This window comes from Streptomyces sp. NBC_01176, assembly GCF_045039825.1.
Classification (GTDB): domain Bacteria; phylum Actinomycetota; class Actinomycetes; order Streptomycetales; family Streptomycetaceae; genus Streptomyces.
The window spans coordinates 411,990-426,449 of the sequence record NZ_CP108600.1 but is presented as its reverse complement, the minus strand read 5'-3'; the positions used below and the strand labels follow the sequence as shown (position 1 = coordinate 426,449).

The 14,460-nt window shown below is 67.2% G+C and carries 11 protein-coding genes and 2 pseudogenes; 7 read left to right on the top strand and 6 right to left on the bottom strand.

Annotated features, from left to right (window positions below):
- Positions 1-50: 50 nt before the first annotated feature.
- Positions 51-203, top strand: a pseudogene (locus OG199_RS01465) (transposase); the annotation flags it as partial.
- Between the two features lie 806 nt (positions 204-1,009).
- On the opposite strand, the gene OG199_RS01460 reads toward OG199_RS01465, so the two are convergent.
- Together OG199_RS01460 and OG199_RS01455 are read right to left on the bottom strand one after the other, a co-directional pair.
- Complete coding sequence (locus OG199_RS01460; protein WP_405827410.1) at positions 1,010-4,303, bottom strand: caspase domain-containing protein; 3,294 nt, start codon at positions 4,301-4,303, stop codon at positions 1,010-1,012.
- Positions 4,290-4,736 carry a hypothetical protein gene (locus OG199_RS01455; RefSeq protein ID WP_405827409.1) on the bottom strand — a complete coding sequence of 149 codons (447 nt, stop codon included), beginning with the start codon at positions 4,734-4,736 and terminating at the stop codon, positions 4,290-4,292. Before OG199_RS01455 ends, OG199_RS01460 begins: the two co-directional genes overlap by 14 nt.
- Before the next feature lie 196 nt (positions 4,737-4,932).
- On the opposite strand from OG199_RS01455, the gene OG199_RS01450 reads away from it, so the two are divergent.
- Both OG199_RS01450 and OG199_RS01445 read left to right on the top strand, forming a co-directional pair.
- Complete coding sequence (locus OG199_RS01450) at positions 4,933-5,256, top strand: hypothetical protein (protein WP_405827407.1); 324 nt, start codon at positions 4,933-4,935, stop codon at positions 5,254-5,256.
- A 155-nt stretch (positions 5,257-5,411) separates the two neighbouring features.
- A pseudogene (locus OG199_RS01445) lies at positions 5,412-6,228 on the top strand (IS5 family transposase).
- Between the two features lie 109 nt (positions 6,229-6,337).
- Here the strand turns inward: OG199_RS01445 and OG199_RS01440 are convergent.
- Positions 6,338-7,921 carry a hypothetical protein gene (locus OG199_RS01440; RefSeq protein ID WP_405827405.1) on the bottom strand — a complete coding sequence of 528 codons (1,584 nt, stop codon included), beginning with the start codon at positions 7,919-7,921 and terminating at the stop codon, positions 6,338-6,340.
- Between the two features lie 205 nt (positions 7,922-8,126).
- Between OG199_RS01440 and OG199_RS01435 the strand changes: the two genes are divergently transcribed.
- The 4 genes from OG199_RS01435 to chvE all read left to right on the top strand — a co-directional run bounded on the left by OG199_RS01435 (position 8,127) and on the right by chvE (position 11,867).
- Positions 8,127-8,492, top strand: a complete 366-nt coding sequence (locus OG199_RS01435) for a DUF1330 domain-containing protein (protein WP_356801816.1) — start codon at positions 8,127-8,129, stop codon at positions 8,490-8,492.
- A 462-nt stretch (positions 8,493-8,954) separates the two neighbouring features.
- Positions 8,955-10,085, top strand: coding sequence for a hypothetical protein (locus tag OG199_RS01430; RefSeq protein WP_405827403.1), 1,131 nt, complete (start codon positions 8,955-8,957; stop codon positions 10,083-10,085).
- Positions 10,086-10,477: 392 nt separating this feature from the next.
- The gene (locus OG199_RS01425) at positions 10,478-10,669 is read left to right on the top strand and encodes a hypothetical protein (protein ID WP_356801776.1); all 192 of its coding nucleotides are present in this window, start codon (positions 10,478-10,480) and stop codon (positions 10,667-10,669) included.
- A gap of 112 nt (positions 10,670-10,781) precedes the next feature.
- The gene (chvE, locus tag OG199_RS01420; protein WP_356801774.1) at positions 10,782-11,867 is read left to right on the top strand and encodes a multiple monosaccharide ABC transporter substrate-binding protein; all 1,086 of its coding nucleotides are present in this window, start codon (positions 10,782-10,784) and stop codon (positions 11,865-11,867) included.
- Positions 11,868-12,100: 233 nt separating this feature from the next.
- Here chvE and OG199_RS01415 read toward each other — a convergent pair whose 3' ends face one another.
- The 3 genes from OG199_RS01415 to OG199_RS01405 form a co-directional block, all read right to left on the bottom strand.
- Positions 12,101-12,532 carry a calmodulin-binding protein gene (locus OG199_RS01415; protein WP_356801772.1) on the bottom strand — a complete coding sequence of 144 codons (432 nt, stop codon included), beginning with the start codon at positions 12,530-12,532 and terminating at the stop codon, positions 12,101-12,103.
- A 234-nt stretch (positions 12,533-12,766) separates the two neighbouring features.
- On the bottom strand, positions 12,767-13,831 hold the full coding sequence (locus tag OG199_RS01410) for an LLM class flavin-dependent oxidoreductase (RefSeq protein WP_356801814.1): 1,065 nt from the start codon (positions 13,829-13,831) through the stop codon (positions 12,767-12,769).
- Entirely contained in the window at positions 13,831-14,355 is a 525-nt protein-coding gene (locus tag OG199_RS01405) for an SRPBCC family protein (RefSeq protein ID WP_405827400.1), read from the bottom strand. Before OG199_RS01405 ends, OG199_RS01410 begins: the two co-directional genes overlap by 1 nt.
- Positions 14,356-14,460 lie beyond the last annotated feature (105 nt).

Here is a 14,460-nt window from a genome sequence, read left to right as displayed (position 1 = left end):
CGTGGATCGTGTCGGATGAACTGTGGTCGCTCATCGAACCGTTGGTGCCCATGCCGGCACCGAAGCTGGTCGAGGGCAGACCTCGAGTGCCGAACGGGCAAGCACTGTGCGGGATTCTCTTCGTCCTGCACACCGGCATCCAGTGGGAGTACTTGCCTCAGGAGCTGGGCTTCGGGTCGGGGCTGACGTGCTGGCGGCGCCTGGCTTCACGGCTTTCGCCGCTTGCGCATCCGCTGGGAACGCCGCGACGACATCCACGAAGCGTTCCTCGGACTCGCCGTCTGCCTGATCACCCATCGCCACGTCCAACGGCTTTGTGAGGAACAGTAAGGCTCCTACGTCGGGCGGTACGGATGCGCGCGGGGTGATTCGAGCCGATCCGTAGGGCGACGGCTGTGGGGTGTGGTCCCCGCGCCGGAGGCAATCGATGCTGTTTCCCGTTTCCTTCTCCCACCGCGAACCCCCGCACCATCCGTACTGAAATTCGCGTCGAAACAGATGAGCGTCAGCAAAGGTTGGCGCGATCACCCAACACACCCAAAAGCCGCAGCGACTTGCTCCAGGCACCGGGCCGGTACTGACCTTGGCAGCCGATTTGGCTGCGGATGGCTCCGTCTGCCGGCGCCAACCTGCGATGAGACCGCCGCTTGGCTCCAGTCCGCAGGATTCCAGACAACGACATCTCCCTGATCGACGAGGCAGCCAGCCACTGTTGCCAGATCGCTGCCACTATGGATCGCGTGCCAGCCCCGGTCAGCCAAAATCTGAACGGCCAGACGGCGACCGTGCGTCTGCCCGCAGCGGTGAATCCGTCCTGATCCGACTCCGAGTAGGTGGAGATCGGCAAACCACGGCAAGCCCGAACAGTGGATTCCGCACCGCGGGCTAGCCCGGATGCTGACTATGTGCCGTGCCGTCGTCCACCGGCAACCGCGTCCTGCAGGGCCTGCACACGTCAACCCAGCACGGGCTCGAGGTCTCACTGCCTACCGTGCGCGCACTCGTTGGTTCAGCGGTTGAGCCAACGGGTCAGCCTGCCGGAGCGATTGGCCTTCTCCAACATGAGTGCGTGCTCATCCATGCCGTCCTCGCGCAGGATCTCCGCCGTGGCTGCTACCTCCCAGGCTCGGGAGCGACGGACTGCCGCGCGCACCAGTTGAAGGGCGAGATCATCGAGCTGGTATCCGCCCAGCACTGCCAGCGCGGCGGGCAGCCAGTCCTCCAAGGGCTCGCGTTCGACCGCAGCCGTGATGACCCAGGTCAGGGCCGCTTCATTGCCCTTGTCCGACAACTCAGCCAGTAGATCGGCCAGTTCCCGGGGCGTCAGCGTTTTGGCTGCATGGTGCAACGCAGCCCTGCCTTTATTGACCGTGCCGGTGTAGGTGTACTCGAACTCACTGGCAAGGCCGTCCGCCAGGGCTCCTTGGACCGCCTGGCTCAGCGAACGTCTTCGGGGGTTCCTGGCCGCCCTCTGCATCCGCATCGCGTCCCCCGCCCGGAGACCCGCGCTACGGAGCGACGGGAGCATGGAGGACAGGTCCTTGCGTTCGCTAAGGCCGGCCAGGACGAGCGACTGGGAGTGATGACCTTCTTCTGACAGAAGTCGGTAGACAGCCAACGCCTGCTCATGCGGGGCCGATTCCATAAGGGTTCGCAGTTCCGCCCAGAGGGGTTTGCCGCTCATTCCAGATTCCAGCAGAGCCGCAAGCAGCGACGATGCGTCTTCGCGTCTGCTCAGCGTTACCCCCAGCATCCAGACCACTTGGCGATGTGACGACGGCCGATCCCATGGAGCGAGCCCTGGCCTAGCAGTTGAGCAGTCGCGCTCGTCCGGCTGTCGCAGGCTTTCTCTAGGTGTCCAGGCGGGATGCCTCACTACTTCCAGCCATGTGAGCAGCTCAGGCAGGGAAATACTCATCAGGCTCTCGGAGACGACGGTGCCTAGATTCGTCGGCGCCGGCTCGGAGGCGGCATGGGCGACCGCCCTTCTCCGGACCAAGTCGCTCGTATACGGGAGCGCCTTGGCGAGGGGGTCGGGGAACTCCAAGTTGTGAAAGCTGAGCGCCCAGCTTCGGGAGAAGCCATCTGTATACGGAGGTGCTTTGGCGGGGGAATCGCTCCACTCCACCGTGTCAGGGTTGAGGGCTGTCAGGGTCTCTTCCAGAAGAGGGGACTCGCGTTCCGCGATCAGATCCAGCAGTCGGATCACATCAACCTCACGTCCGTGGGACCAGTAGGCGCGAACTACTGCTGCCGTATGGTCACCTCGGGCTTCTGGTGCGAGGTGGGCGTGCAGCGTTTCGACGTCGACTTCGCCGGCCAACACGGCCAGCCCGGGGAGTAGTTCTCCCAGGGGGCTTTCCAGGACCCTGGCGAGCACTTGAGCAGCATCTTGCTCGGCGCCGTGTGCGCGCAGAGCGGCGGCCAGCATCGTCCGGTCCGGCACCGTACTGGCGTCGGCTCGAGCCAGAAGCTTGGTGGCTTCTTCCCGTCCTTCTGCGCGCAACGAAGCGACAAGGGCGGCCGCACGTTCGGGTCCTGTGTCTACGTTTTCGGTGAGGAGCCGTATGGCGTCCAACGGAAGGCCGAATTGACGCAGCGCGGCTGCGAAGCGCACCACTTCATTCGCGTCCCGGTGCGTGGTAGTCGCCCAGCGTGCAACCGAGAGCAGATCGGCGGGGCGACCGCGGCGGATCGCCGACATGACCCGCAGGACGTCACTGGCGCTCGCGGAACCGAGGAGCTTTCCGGTGCTCTCGTCGGCCCAGTCGAGCCCCGCGGTCCGCAGCGCGAGGGCCCAGCGGACCCGTTCGCCGGCTCGGGTTGCATGGAGCAGCGACTCCAGTAGCCGTTTCGCCTGGCCGTCTGCTCCCGAATCAGCCATCGTGCGCAGCAGCGCTGCTGCAGCTTCCGGCGAGCGGGACGCGGCAAACTCTTTTGGGAGAGTGAGATACAGGGCGTACGCCGTCGGTGCGAAGCCGCTCTCCAGCAGTGCGTCCGCTACGGGTACGTATGCGGGATCGGGGTTTTCTGTAACCAGGGTGCGCAGCACGGGGAGGGCTTCGTCGCCCAGTCCGCGTTCGTGCAGTGCACGCATCAGAGGCAAAGTGCCTTCCGTCCCTGAGACGGCGAGGCAAGTTTGCATCAGTCGGTGCGCGATTGCTGCGTAGCCTTGATCGCACAGGTGTTTGGCGGCGCCTGCCGCCGTGGTGGGAGGCGCCCCTGAGAGTGCTGTGAGAAGGAGGTCCGCGACCGGGCGGATGTCCAGCTCTTCCAGGATGTGCAGGCACGCCGCCACGTCTCCGGCGGATCTTTTAGCGACGGCCTCACAGCTGAGGGCTGCCTCCCGGACCAGGCCTGTTTTGTGGAGTTCACTGAGTAGTGCGGCTGTCTGCTGGTCGGGCCATCGCGCAGCGGCGGCTGCAAGCACGGAATCCGCTTCTGCGCTGCCCCCCGTCTCAACCATTTCGGCCAGTTCCTGCAACAGGTCTGGCACGGTTTTGTGCAGCAGGCGCTCGTAACCCTTTGGTAGGGCTGCTGGCATTGCCGTCGCGGCGGACGCGGTGGCCTGGAGACGGGCGCGGTTGCGGATGAAGGCAATTTTCGAGCCACTGTTCCGGGCGCGCTGCTGGGGCAGAGGGCCGCCACCGGCCAGCAACGCCCGGTACACGGACCTGTAGATGGTCTCCATGTCCAGCAGAGCCTTCGCGCTGGAGTCTCCCTGGTCCAAAACCTTCAGCAGTTCACCGGTGAAGAGGGTGTATTCCTTGTCATCGGGGGCCAGCGATCGCTTGTTCTCCGCCGAGGACGTCATCAGGAACGTGCCGTCGATCTCAGCGAAGTCCGCGACGCTCGCGTCCCCGCTCATGGTTCCTTTCAGTGCGCGTCCACTGAAACAGGTATCTAGGATGATCACTTTGTGCTGTGCGTCGCAGTAGTCGAGGATCACGTTGCGCACGCGGTCGAATGACGCCGCCCGGAAGAACTCACCGTTCCCGGTTCGGGGCAGCGCCAGGTGTAGTCCTTCGCGGTGCTCGGCAAGTCCGTGCCCGGCAAAGTACAGCAGGAAGGTCCCGGTCGCCTGTGACGCGGCCTCGTACACGGCATCCAGGATCTCTACTTCCTCCGCTGGATCGAGTAGGACCCGGCAGTGTTCCTCGGGCAGCCCCCACAGATCGGGATCGCGCAGCAATTCTGAAATACGCCGTACGTTGTTGGCGACCGTCGGCAAGGCGGGCAAGATCGTGTAGGCACCCACGCCGATGATGACGGCCCGTGCGGTGGCGGGATCAGCCTGTGCCATTACCGTCCCCGTCGTCGGATCGGGCTGCGGCTCCGACGGCATCGGTCTGGCCTGACACGTGGGGGTGGCCGGTGGGGGCAGGCTGAGTACCAGACTCGTCGCGCAACACCGCCAGAATCCGCGCCAGCGCTTCTGGACTGTCGTCCGTCACGGTGAGCGTGCCTCCCGGCAGTGTGACGACGATGCCCGGCGGATGGGGGCGCGTGGACCTCCATGTCGCGTACGCGAGTGCCAGGTTGAGCGCCGCGATGCCTTGGCCGACCACGACCTCAACGATGTCGGTGACCCCCATCGTTCCGGTTGCGCCACTGCTGATCCGCGAGATTCGTGCCGCACGGCGCAGATCGGCGTCTCCCATGAGCCACTCATGCAACTCGTCCACGATGAACTGTGCATCATCCATCTGCTCCGGCGCAGCGAAAACAGCCCGCATATGGCCCCCCTTTTTTTTGCTCCCCCTAGTATGGTTTGCGTGGAGTGTAGGGTGGCCAGAGCATCGGAAAGCGCCGTTTGACCACATTCCAGGCAGCTGGTATACGCACGAAGAGGTGGCGGTAGTGACGTGCCACCCCGGGGCGCACCGGCTGAACCCGCAGTGCGGCTGCCGACCCTGGAGGCTTCTCCTCCGCATGGTCGTTGAGATCTCAGTGATGTCGGCGGAATCGTCGAGGGCGAGGCGCGGGGTTGGTGAGCGTCCTGGAGAGTTCGAGGTCTCCACGACTGGGGAAGGGAATGCCGGCGGCCTGGTGTTGGACCCGGGACTCCTGGAGCGCGTGAAGAACGTCCTGATGTCGGCCGACGACACCATAAAGGCGGGCAAGGCGGAAGTTGGCCTGCGCAGCGCCGACGTGGTCGCGGAGGTCTGCGCAGGCTTGTTCTGCCAGCATGATGGCGTCGCTGAGACGGTTTGCCTCGGCGTGCAGCAGTGCGTGCGTGGTCGTGTCCTGTTGTAGCCGCGGAAGTCCCCGCAGGCTTCCGCCTCTCGGAGCGCGCGGCTGATCAGTTCGTAGGCGGTGGGGTTACCGTCGTAGAAGGCCATCTCTGTAACTGGCTCTAACAAAAGCTGCTGATCGTGTGGCTGTGGGCTTGTCTGCTCGTTGGTCTGGTCGTGGGGAAACGGCAGTCGCGGCCGTGGATCGTGTCGGATGACTGTGGTCGCTCAGCGAACCGTTGTTGCCCGTGCCTGCGCCGAAGCTGGTCGAGGGCAGACCTCGAGTGGCGGACCGACAGGCACTGTGCGGGATCCTCTTCGTCCTGCACACCGGCATCCAATGGGAGTACTTGCCTCAGGAGCTGGGCTTCGGGTCGGGCATGACGTGCCGGCGGCGCCTGGCCGCCTGGAACGAGGCCGGCGTCTGGGACCAACTACACGTGCTGCTGCTGGAGAAGCTACGGTCGAAGGACCAGCTGGACTGGTCCCGGGTGGTGATCGACTCCTCCCACGTCAGGACCGCTCGCCGGGGCCCAAAAGCGGGCCCAGCCCGGTCGACCGAGCGTGGCCGGGCAGCAAGCACCACCTCATCGTCGACGGGCAGGGCATCCCCCTCGCACTGTCACTGACCGGCGGGAACCGCAACGACGTCACCCAGCTCCTGCCACTGCTCGACAAGATCCCGCCCGTCGCGGGCCGCGTCGGCAGGCCGCGCAGGCGACCCGACGCGTTGCCGGCCGACCGCGGCTACGACCACGACAAGTACCGGCGCCTGCTCTGGGCCCGCGGGATCCGACCGGTGATCGCGAAGCGCGGCGAGCCCCACGGCACCGGCCTGGGCATCTTCCGCTACGTCGTCGAGCGCACGATCGCCTGGCTTCACGGGTTTCGCCGCTTGCGCATCCGCTGGGAACGACGCGACGACATCCAGGATGCGTTCCTCGGACTCGCCGTCTGCCTGATCACCCGTCGCCACGTCCAACGGCTTTGTTAGGAACAGTTAGCGGCACGCGGTGTGGGAACACCGGCGGAGTGAAGTCTTGTTGCGTCGGTGTTCCAGCACTCGTTCTTCGTAGAGGGCAGGGGTGGATCGTGAGCTTCCTCTACGCCGGTGGCGCTACCTGTCGTCCGTCCGTCTTCAACAGTCGGCGGATCGTGTCCAAGTCCAGCGACGCGTTCGCAGCCGCAGCGTGGGCCAACTCCTCCTCGTCGAGGAGTAATGCCAGCCGGGGCTGCGGAAGATTCGGGTGGCGCGTCGCCGCAGCCCGCACGGCATATTCCGGGTCATGGGTGAGCCGTTCCACGGCTGTCGGCCCTGTTTCGGGGTCGCGTGCGGCCAGGGCTCGGACCTCAGGGTCCTCGTGGTCGGCGAAAGGGGCCAGTCCGCTGGTCGGGAAGTTCGGCCGGGTGGTGAGGCTGCCGCGCTCTGGTCCGGTGTACTCGAGGAAGCTGCGCAGCAGTAGTGGCGCGGGAGCGTCTGGATGGTTTTGGGCGAGCAGGACGCGTACGCCGAGGTCGTCATCGGCGGCCAGTCGGGCGACGAGGTCCGGCGGCAGCAGGTGGTCCCTGGCTGCCTGCCGGCGAAGCAGGGGGTGGTTGGAGAGTGCGTCTCGGCGGACGGTCTCGGGATCCCGGGGCACCCCGGGCGCGGGGTGGAAGACGAAGGAATGGTTCATGGGGGCCTGGTAGTCGACCTGGGCCCGTTCCTCCTCGCTCAGTGCGGGGTGGAGGGACACGGCCAGCCGGACGTCGGGGTGGGGGTCTGTCATGAGCACGCGGCGCTCCGCCGGTCCCAGGTCCGCGCGGTACGCAACCTTTGTGCGCACGTCCGGGTCCGGATCGGCGACGAGTGCGTGGCGCTCGGCGGGTCCCAGGTCTGCGCGGTGCGCGATCAGGCCCCGTATCTGTGGAACGGGGTCGGCGGCCAGGAGGACCACCATGTCGGGTGGGAGGGAGGGGTTGACGGCGATCATCGCCTTGTCCTCCTCGTCGACGGGCTTGGCGAGCACGCCGTCCACCACAGCTCTGCTGAGGGCGTGGTGGAGCAGCATGTCGGTACGGGCGTGGCACGGTCGGTCAGGAAGTGCGCTCTCCACCCACGCCGGATCCTGAGAGCGCGCATGCCGCTGCGCCGTCTCCCGTACCCCGGCGTCGGGGTCTGTGAGCAGTGCGGCCCGCATCTCTGCCGACAATGATGCCCACCCGCCGACCCCCCAACGGCGCACCTTCGCGACCGGATGTGTAGGCATGGATTGGCGCAGCCTGGCGGAGATCTGCTGGTAAAGGGGACCGCCCAGGAGTTCGTCGTCATACGTGCTGATCATGTGGACGATGGCCTCGTCAGGCAGGGGCCTGGGCTGGGCGGGAGCCGCCACCCGAGGTCCGTGGGCGAGGTGGGCGCGGACGAACCACTCGGGGTCGTCCAGCAGTCGAACTCGCTGGGCCGGATCGACATGGGGGTTACGGGCGAAGAAGCTGCGGGTGTAGGCGTCGGGGTGCTCGATCACCGCGTCGACGACAGCGTCGGGCAGGATCCGGTCCCGGCACAGCACCATCCGTACGGCAAGCGGAGCGTCGGAGAGCAGGCGCAGGAGGATGCTCTCCGGCACGGACGGGTTGAGAGCCAGCCCGGCGAGCCGACGCGTGGGGAGATCGGCGTCCGCCCAGATCTGTTCAGGCGTAGGCATGCCCTGTACCCCCATGATGTCGATCGGCCTGGTGAAGACTTGGTCCACGACCCTATCCGCGTTGCACAGTGGCGGGCCGAGCGTGGGGCAGCGACGGTGTCCTCGTTGTGGCGCCCGGCCATTACGCCCGAGGTAATCGCACTGCCCAAGCACTCTCAGCTACGTTCTGGTCCTCGCTCGCATCCGGAACGAAAGGGAGCCCGTGGTGCCCGCTTACGGCTTCGCTCATCTCCGCAGCCGCCGGAATCACTCCGACATCATCGAGTACCTGGAGCGCATCCAGGCAACCCTCGATCCTTTCGCCGGCCGCTTCGTCATCCACGGCCCGCCGGTCGAGGTCGTAGAGGGTACGTGGCCCGGCAGCATGGTGCTGATCGAGTTCCCCAGTCTGGCCGAAGCCCGTGCCTGGTACGACTCTCCCGCTTACCGGGCCATCCTGAACCTGCGTACCGACCACGTGGAGGGCGACTTGGTGCTGATCGAGGGTGTCGGTCCGAACTACGACCCGGCCGAGCGAGCTCGTAAGCTGCGAGCAGAAGCAGGCCGAGCGGGCGGCCGGTCGACCACGTAGCGCGCTCGCTGTCCTTTCCCGCTCCGTCACGGTCCGAGCGGCACCGTCGTCGGGCAGCCGTGAGAAGTACCCGTTTGCGGAGAAGCGGGAGTTCGGCTGGCGCGGACGCCGTGTTTCGTGCGGAATGTGTGCCGCGCCACCAGCAGTACCTCGATCGGGGGCCCAGGGCCTTCCACGTCGTTGTGTGCCTTGACCGCCCCGGTCCGCCACACGTCCAGGACGCGGTGGTCGAGACCCCACGCCGTACCGACGTGTGCCGCGGATCGTGGTCGAGTGATCACGGATCATAGCGTCCGCCTCGTGTCCGCCGGGCACCGAAGGGGGAATCGCTCCGCACGGAACGGGCCTTCGAAGGTGAGGTTGACCCTCGTCGGCCGGGGAGTGACGGAAGGCTGTGGGAGACGTCACGGGGGCGGTGGGGGAGTAAAGTGCGATATTGATGATGTGCAACCTTCAACCATTTTGCCCGAGCGTGTCATGGTGGCGGCGGTCGGGGCGGTGCGTCACCTGGTCCAACGGATCCGTGGCGAGCGGCCCGGCCATGCGGTGCATGGTGCGAAGGCCCTGATCGCGGCGCTGTTCGCCTGGGCTGTCGCGGCTCCGTGGTCTCCCGGGCACGGCCCGTACCTGGCGGTCGCCATGGCACTGCTCATGGTCAACGCGTCGACGGTGTACCAGTCCGTGACCAAGGCGGCGCAGAGTGTGGTGGCGAAGCTGGCCGGTCTCCTCGCTCTCGCGACCGCCTGGCTCTTCGGGGCGACCGCCGGCAGCGTCGCGGTCATCGCGATCATCGCGGTGCTCGGAGGGCCCCGCCGCACCACCGACGACCGGCTCCAGATCGCCTCGACCGCGGTCATAGCCCTGGCTGCCACGGCGACGGCTCCGATGGGCAGCCTCGTGGCCCCCGTCCTCCAGACGCTGACCGGCGCGGTGGCGGGCATCGCCGTGAACGCGCTCGTCCTGCCTCCGCTGTACGTGGACGAGTCCGAGGCGGCCGTGCGCGCGGTTGCCCACGACATCGGCACGCTGCTGCACGACATGGGTGACGGTCTGGCCGAGCGGAACCTCACCGCGAAGGCGCACACCTGGCTGCACCGGGCGCGCACCCTGGAGAAGCGCCTGACACACGCCGAGGAACGGCTGCGTCAGGCCGACGAGAGTCTGCGGTGGAACGCGCGGTGTGTCGCGCACGCGAGGCGCAAGGACGTGACCTACGGCGAGGCGTTCAGAATACTGCGCGGGGCGACTCTCCAAGTGCGCGGAATCGCCCGGACGTTGGCCGACAACGCCCATGACCACCACGCGGACCACCACCTGGGCCAGCAGTTCCTCGACCGGTACGCCGAGACCCTGGGGCTGGCAGGGGCGGCCGTCAAGGAGTTCGTCGAGCCCGGCGCGATGGCCGGCTCGTCGAGCGCGGCCCGGGACCGGCTGCGCGGAGCCATCGACAGCGTCCTGGACTGGCACGACACCATGACCGACCTGATCGGTCGGGGCACCCTCACCAAGCCGGGCGCCTGGTACGTCTACGGCTCACTCATGACGGACGTGGAGAGGCTGCTGGCCGATCTGGACTACGCGGACGCGCGCTGAATTCCGCTACGCCTGTCGGGAGGGAGCCTTCCGCGTGCTGCCGTAACGGTTCCGCAGGAGGTCAAAGGCGACCTCCAAGGCCTTTCCGGGCCCGTTACCTGTTTGCCCCGTTGACACTCCGCATCCCCGCTACCTAGGGTCACGCCAACGTTCCGAATGCGTGGCGAAATTTCGAACAGTGGAAGGCAACTGCCCTGTGCAGCAACGGAGTTGGCGCACGTCTGACTGGTCCGCCGTGGCGGGGTCCGACATGCGTCGTGGTGTGCACCGGCACAGGGTTCGCCGCGGTCGGCAGGCCCCCGGCGCTGCCGGGCCAGGCCGACGCACCGAGCGGCGATCCGCGACACACGGAGGCTCCTGAGTACCCATCCCGGTAACGTGCCGGCGACCTGGTGATCGGTCATCTCACCGAGGAACGTCGGCAGTTCACTCCCGTGGTGGTGTGCGCCAGGGCCTCCGGCGACCTCGGCGGCCACGGGCCGATGCGCGAGGTCGCCGAGCTGATCCGCCGCGGCGATCCGTTCCACCTGGAGATCGGGTCGTCCACGCAGTCACGGATCTTCCCGCATGGCACCCATGTGTGAGGCCTGGACCGGGGCACGGCGCGTCAGCCGGCCCCGACCGCCCTCAGCTTTCCCGCAGTCATCCGATACGCCGTCATCTCCTCAACGACGAGAAGAACAAGGATCGATCATCATGCGCAACCGAAGAGCCGCCCTCGCTGCCCTCGCCGGAGCTGTTTCCGTCGCTCTCACCCTGTCCGCCTGCGGCAAGGACGGCAAGGCCAGTCCGGAGGGCGGCACCATCGGCATCGCGATGCCCACGCAGGCCTCCGAGCGCTGGATCGCCGACGGCAAGAACGTCGTCAAGGACCTGCAGGCCAAGGGCTACAAGACGAAGCTGGTCTACGGCGAGGACGACCCGAAGACCCAGGTCTCGCAGATCCAGGACCTGATCACGCAGGGCGTCAGCGCACTGATCGTCGCGGCCATCGACAACAGGTCGCTGAACAACGTGCTCCAGCAGGCGGCCGCCGCCAAGATCCCGGTGATCTCCTACGACCGGCTCATCCTCGGTACCAAGAACGTCGACTACTACGCCTCCTTCGACAACGAGCAGGTCGGCCGGCTCCAGGCCCGCTACATCGTCGACAAGCTCGGCCTGGAGGACGGCAAGGGACCGTTCAACATCGAGCTCTTCGCCGGCTCCGCGGACGACAACAACACCAAGTACTTCTTCAACGGCGCGATGCACCTCCTGAAGCCCTATCTCGACACCAAGCAGCTGGTCGTCCAGTCCGGTCAGACCGCGCTCGGCGAGGTGACCACCCTGCGCTGGGACGGTCCCACCGCGAAGAAGCGCATGGACGACGTCCTCGCCAAGTCGTACGGGACCAAGACGGTCGACGCGGTCCTGTCGCCGTACGACGGCATCTCGATGGGCGTCCTGACCGCGCTGAAGGCGGACGGCTACGGTTCCACCGCCAAGCCGCTGCCGGTCATCACCGGTCAGGACGCCGAACTCGCGTCGGTGAAATCGATCATCTCGGGCGGGCAGTCGCAGACCGTCTACAAGGACACCCGCGAGCTGGCGGACGTCACGGCGACCATGGTCGACGCCGTGCTCACCGACCAGCAGGTGAGGGTCAACGACACCAGGACGTACGACAACGGCGCCAAGGCCGTGCCGGCCTATCTGCTGCAACCGAAGAGCGTCGACAAGTCCAACTACGAGGTCGCCCTGGTCGCGACCGGCTACTACACCGACGCCGAGCTCAAGTAGTCGCACGGCCGTGGGCTCACCCGTCTAGGGCTGATGAACCGAACCGGCAGTGCGCCCTCCGGTGTTGACCACCACGGTCGCCGGGATCCCGCCCCGCTGCGATCGCCCGCCGGCGTTTTGCCGCCCGCGCCGAGGCACCCGTGCCCGCGGGTGCCTCGGCGCCGCCCTCGAGCGCGACGGGGCCGGCCGCCCCGCAGTGGGACGGCCGGCCCCGTCGCGCGGGGTGGGGCGCGCTACGACGGCGAGACCTCGGCGGTGAGGCGTCCGGTCCAGGGGCACCAGTAGAGGCCGGGCAGGAAGGCGCCGCCGGCCTCGTCCAAGTGGTCCTCGACATAGGGGATCGTGGCGTCGCAGACTTCGATGGCCGCGTCCCCGAAGGTGACGGTGTCGGGGTTGAAGTGGAAGTCCCACTGGGGGTTGTAGCGGGCCTGAGTCTTGATGATCCTGCCGATGACGATCTTGCGGTCCCCGTGCTTGAGGATGTCGCGGGCTTCCTGGATCAGGGCCGGCCTGGTGATCTCGATGACGAAGTTGTGGCCGGTGACGTCCCGCAGGTTGAAATACGCGGCGTCGGTGGCGGCACCGGCAGGTCCGGCCTGGCCGACGGTCAGGGCGAGCAGCGTGGTGGCCGCGAGCGTGCAGATCCTGGAAGTGATGCGTCGCATGAAGGCAGCTCCGTGCCTAGGGCCGTGATCATCACGGCCGATCGTGACTGAATGTAGCGACCTTGTAACGCAAAGTGAACTATCCGGAGGGTCGGGTTTCCGAGTCCGCTCGCCCCCGGCTCATTGCTCCATGCGACGCGCTCTGGTCTGGGGGCGGTTCACGGGACGGGCGGTGCGCGGGCGCTGTCGGGATCCGGTCGACCGCGCGGACCGCGGGGACGCCACGGCCGTCCGTCACCCGTCCACGCGGCCGGCCTCCACCTGGCGTACGAGGTCGAGCGCCCTTCCCAGCGTGGTGAGCCGGGCGTCGAGCGTCTCCCCCGCGGGGTAGAAACGGACGGTGTCGACACCGGCGGCGCGCCAGACGCGGAGCCGCTCACGCACCATGTCCTCCGTGCCGATCAGGGTCGTACCGAGCACCATCTCGTCCGTGACGAGAGCCGCCGCCCCGTCCCGGTCCCCGGCCTGCCAGCGCTCGTGGACCTCGGCGGCGACCTCCGCCCAACCCTGCCTGCTGTAGGCGTCGTTGTAGAAGTTCGTGGTCGCGGAGCCCATCCCGCCCAGACTGAAGGCGAGTTCCTTCTTCCGGCCGGCCACCATCGCGCGCAGCGCGTCCTCGTCCTCGGCGAAGGCCACTTCGGCGCCCTGGCAGACGTCGAGGCTCGAGCGCGTACGACCGCCGACGGCGAGCCCCGCGTCCAGGTGGTCGAAGTACGCCTCCTTGGCGCCCTCCGGCACGAAGCTCGTGCCCAGCCAGCCGTCCGCCACCTCCCCGGTGAGTCTCAGCATCTTCGGCGACAGGGTGGCGAGGTAGACGGGCAGGTCGTACTCGGCGCGCATCGACATCCGCATGGGCCGCGCCTGGCCGCCCGGCAGCGGGATGGTGAACTCCCTTCCCTCGTAAGCGATCTTCTCGCCCGCGACGGCCTGCCGGACGATGTCCACGGTCTCCCGCATCCGCGACAGGGGGCGCGCGAAGGGTACGCCGTGCAAGCCCTCGATCACCTGGGGGCCGGAGGAGCCGAGGCCGAGGAGGAAGCGTCCTTCGGAGATGTCGGAGAGCGTGATGGCGGCGCGGGCGATGGCGGTCGGGGTGCGGGTCGCGAGCTGGATGATCCCGGACCCGAGCAGCATCCGTTCGGTCCGTGCGGCCAAGTAGCCGAGAGGGGAGGGAGCTTCGGAACCCCAGGCCTCCGCCACCCAGCAGATGTCCATCCCGAGCTTCTCGGCCTCCACCACGAAGTCGACGGTCTCGCGCCAGCGGCCGGTCGATGCCTCGATCGTCGTAGCTGTACGCATCACGCGCCGGCCCCTTCCTCGTCCTCGGCCAACTTCCTGATGGCATCGACCGTGCCGACCATGCTCCGCTCGAATTCCCGGAGCCGTACGAACACGATCTTCTGCTCCTTCTCCGGCATCCGGTCGATCGCGAAGGAAAGGCCCGAACGTCCGGGGCCCATCTGCATCCACTGGGTCAGTTCGGTACCGTCGTCCGCGGCCTCAAGGGTGAACCGCCAGACAGCGCTGGGGAGTTGTGGATCCGCGACCGCCCAGGCGAACACGTGGTCCTCCTCGTACTCCACGACGTACGAGGTGGTTTCCCACTCGCCGAGCGACTCGTGCGTGCTCCGGCCGACGAACCGGGCGCCGACCGCGGGAGCCGTGACCTCGTCGAGCCAGTGGACCGACTGCAGTTCGGCACTGAAGGTCGGCATGAGGTGGATGTCGGAGACCAACTTCCACACCCGCCGGGGCGGAGCCTCGATCCGCGTCCGTGCCTCGACCGTCGGTTTGTCCGCGTAGCGCGCGCCCGTCCACTCCATGGCTCGCTCGGCCTTCCTCTCGGTTTCCGCCGAAAATCGCCCCTGGAGGGGCTCTGAGCTCGAGAGTTGCGTAGATAGACTCACCTGTCAAGGAAGAGCGACCCC

Excerpts from the sequence above, each read along its gene's own strand:
- OG199_RS01450 (WP_405827407.1), top strand. The coding sequence starts at position 4,933 with ATGGTCGTTGAGATCTCAGTGATGTCGGCGGAATCGTCGAGGGCGAGG.
- OG199_RS01440 (WP_405827405.1), bottom strand. The coding sequence starts at position 7,921 with ATGCCTACGCCTGAACAGATCTGGGCGGACGCCGATCTCCCCACGCGT.
- OG199_RS01455 (WP_405827409.1), bottom strand. The coding sequence starts at position 4,736 with ATGCGGGCTGTTTTCGCTGCGCCGGAGCAGATGGATGATGCACAGTTC.
- OG199_RS01460 (WP_405827410.1), bottom strand. The coding sequence starts at position 4,303 with ATGGCACAGGCTGATCCCGCCACCGCACGGGCCGTCATCATCGGCGTG.
- OG199_RS01415 (WP_356801772.1), bottom strand. The coding sequence starts at position 12,532 with ATGCGACGCATCACTTCCAGGATCTGCACGCTCGCGGCCACCACGCTG.
- OG199_RS01410 (WP_356801814.1), bottom strand. The coding sequence starts at position 13,831 with ATGCGTACAGCTACGACGATCGAGGCATCGACCGGCCGCTGGCGCGAG.
- OG199_RS01405 (WP_405827400.1), bottom strand. The coding sequence starts at position 14,355 with ATGGAGTGGACGGGCGCGCGCTACGCGGACAAACCGACGGTCGAGGCA.
- chvE (WP_356801774.1), top strand. The coding sequence starts at position 10,782 with ATGCGCAACCGAAGAGCCGCCCTCGCTGCCCTCGCCGGAGCTGTTTCC.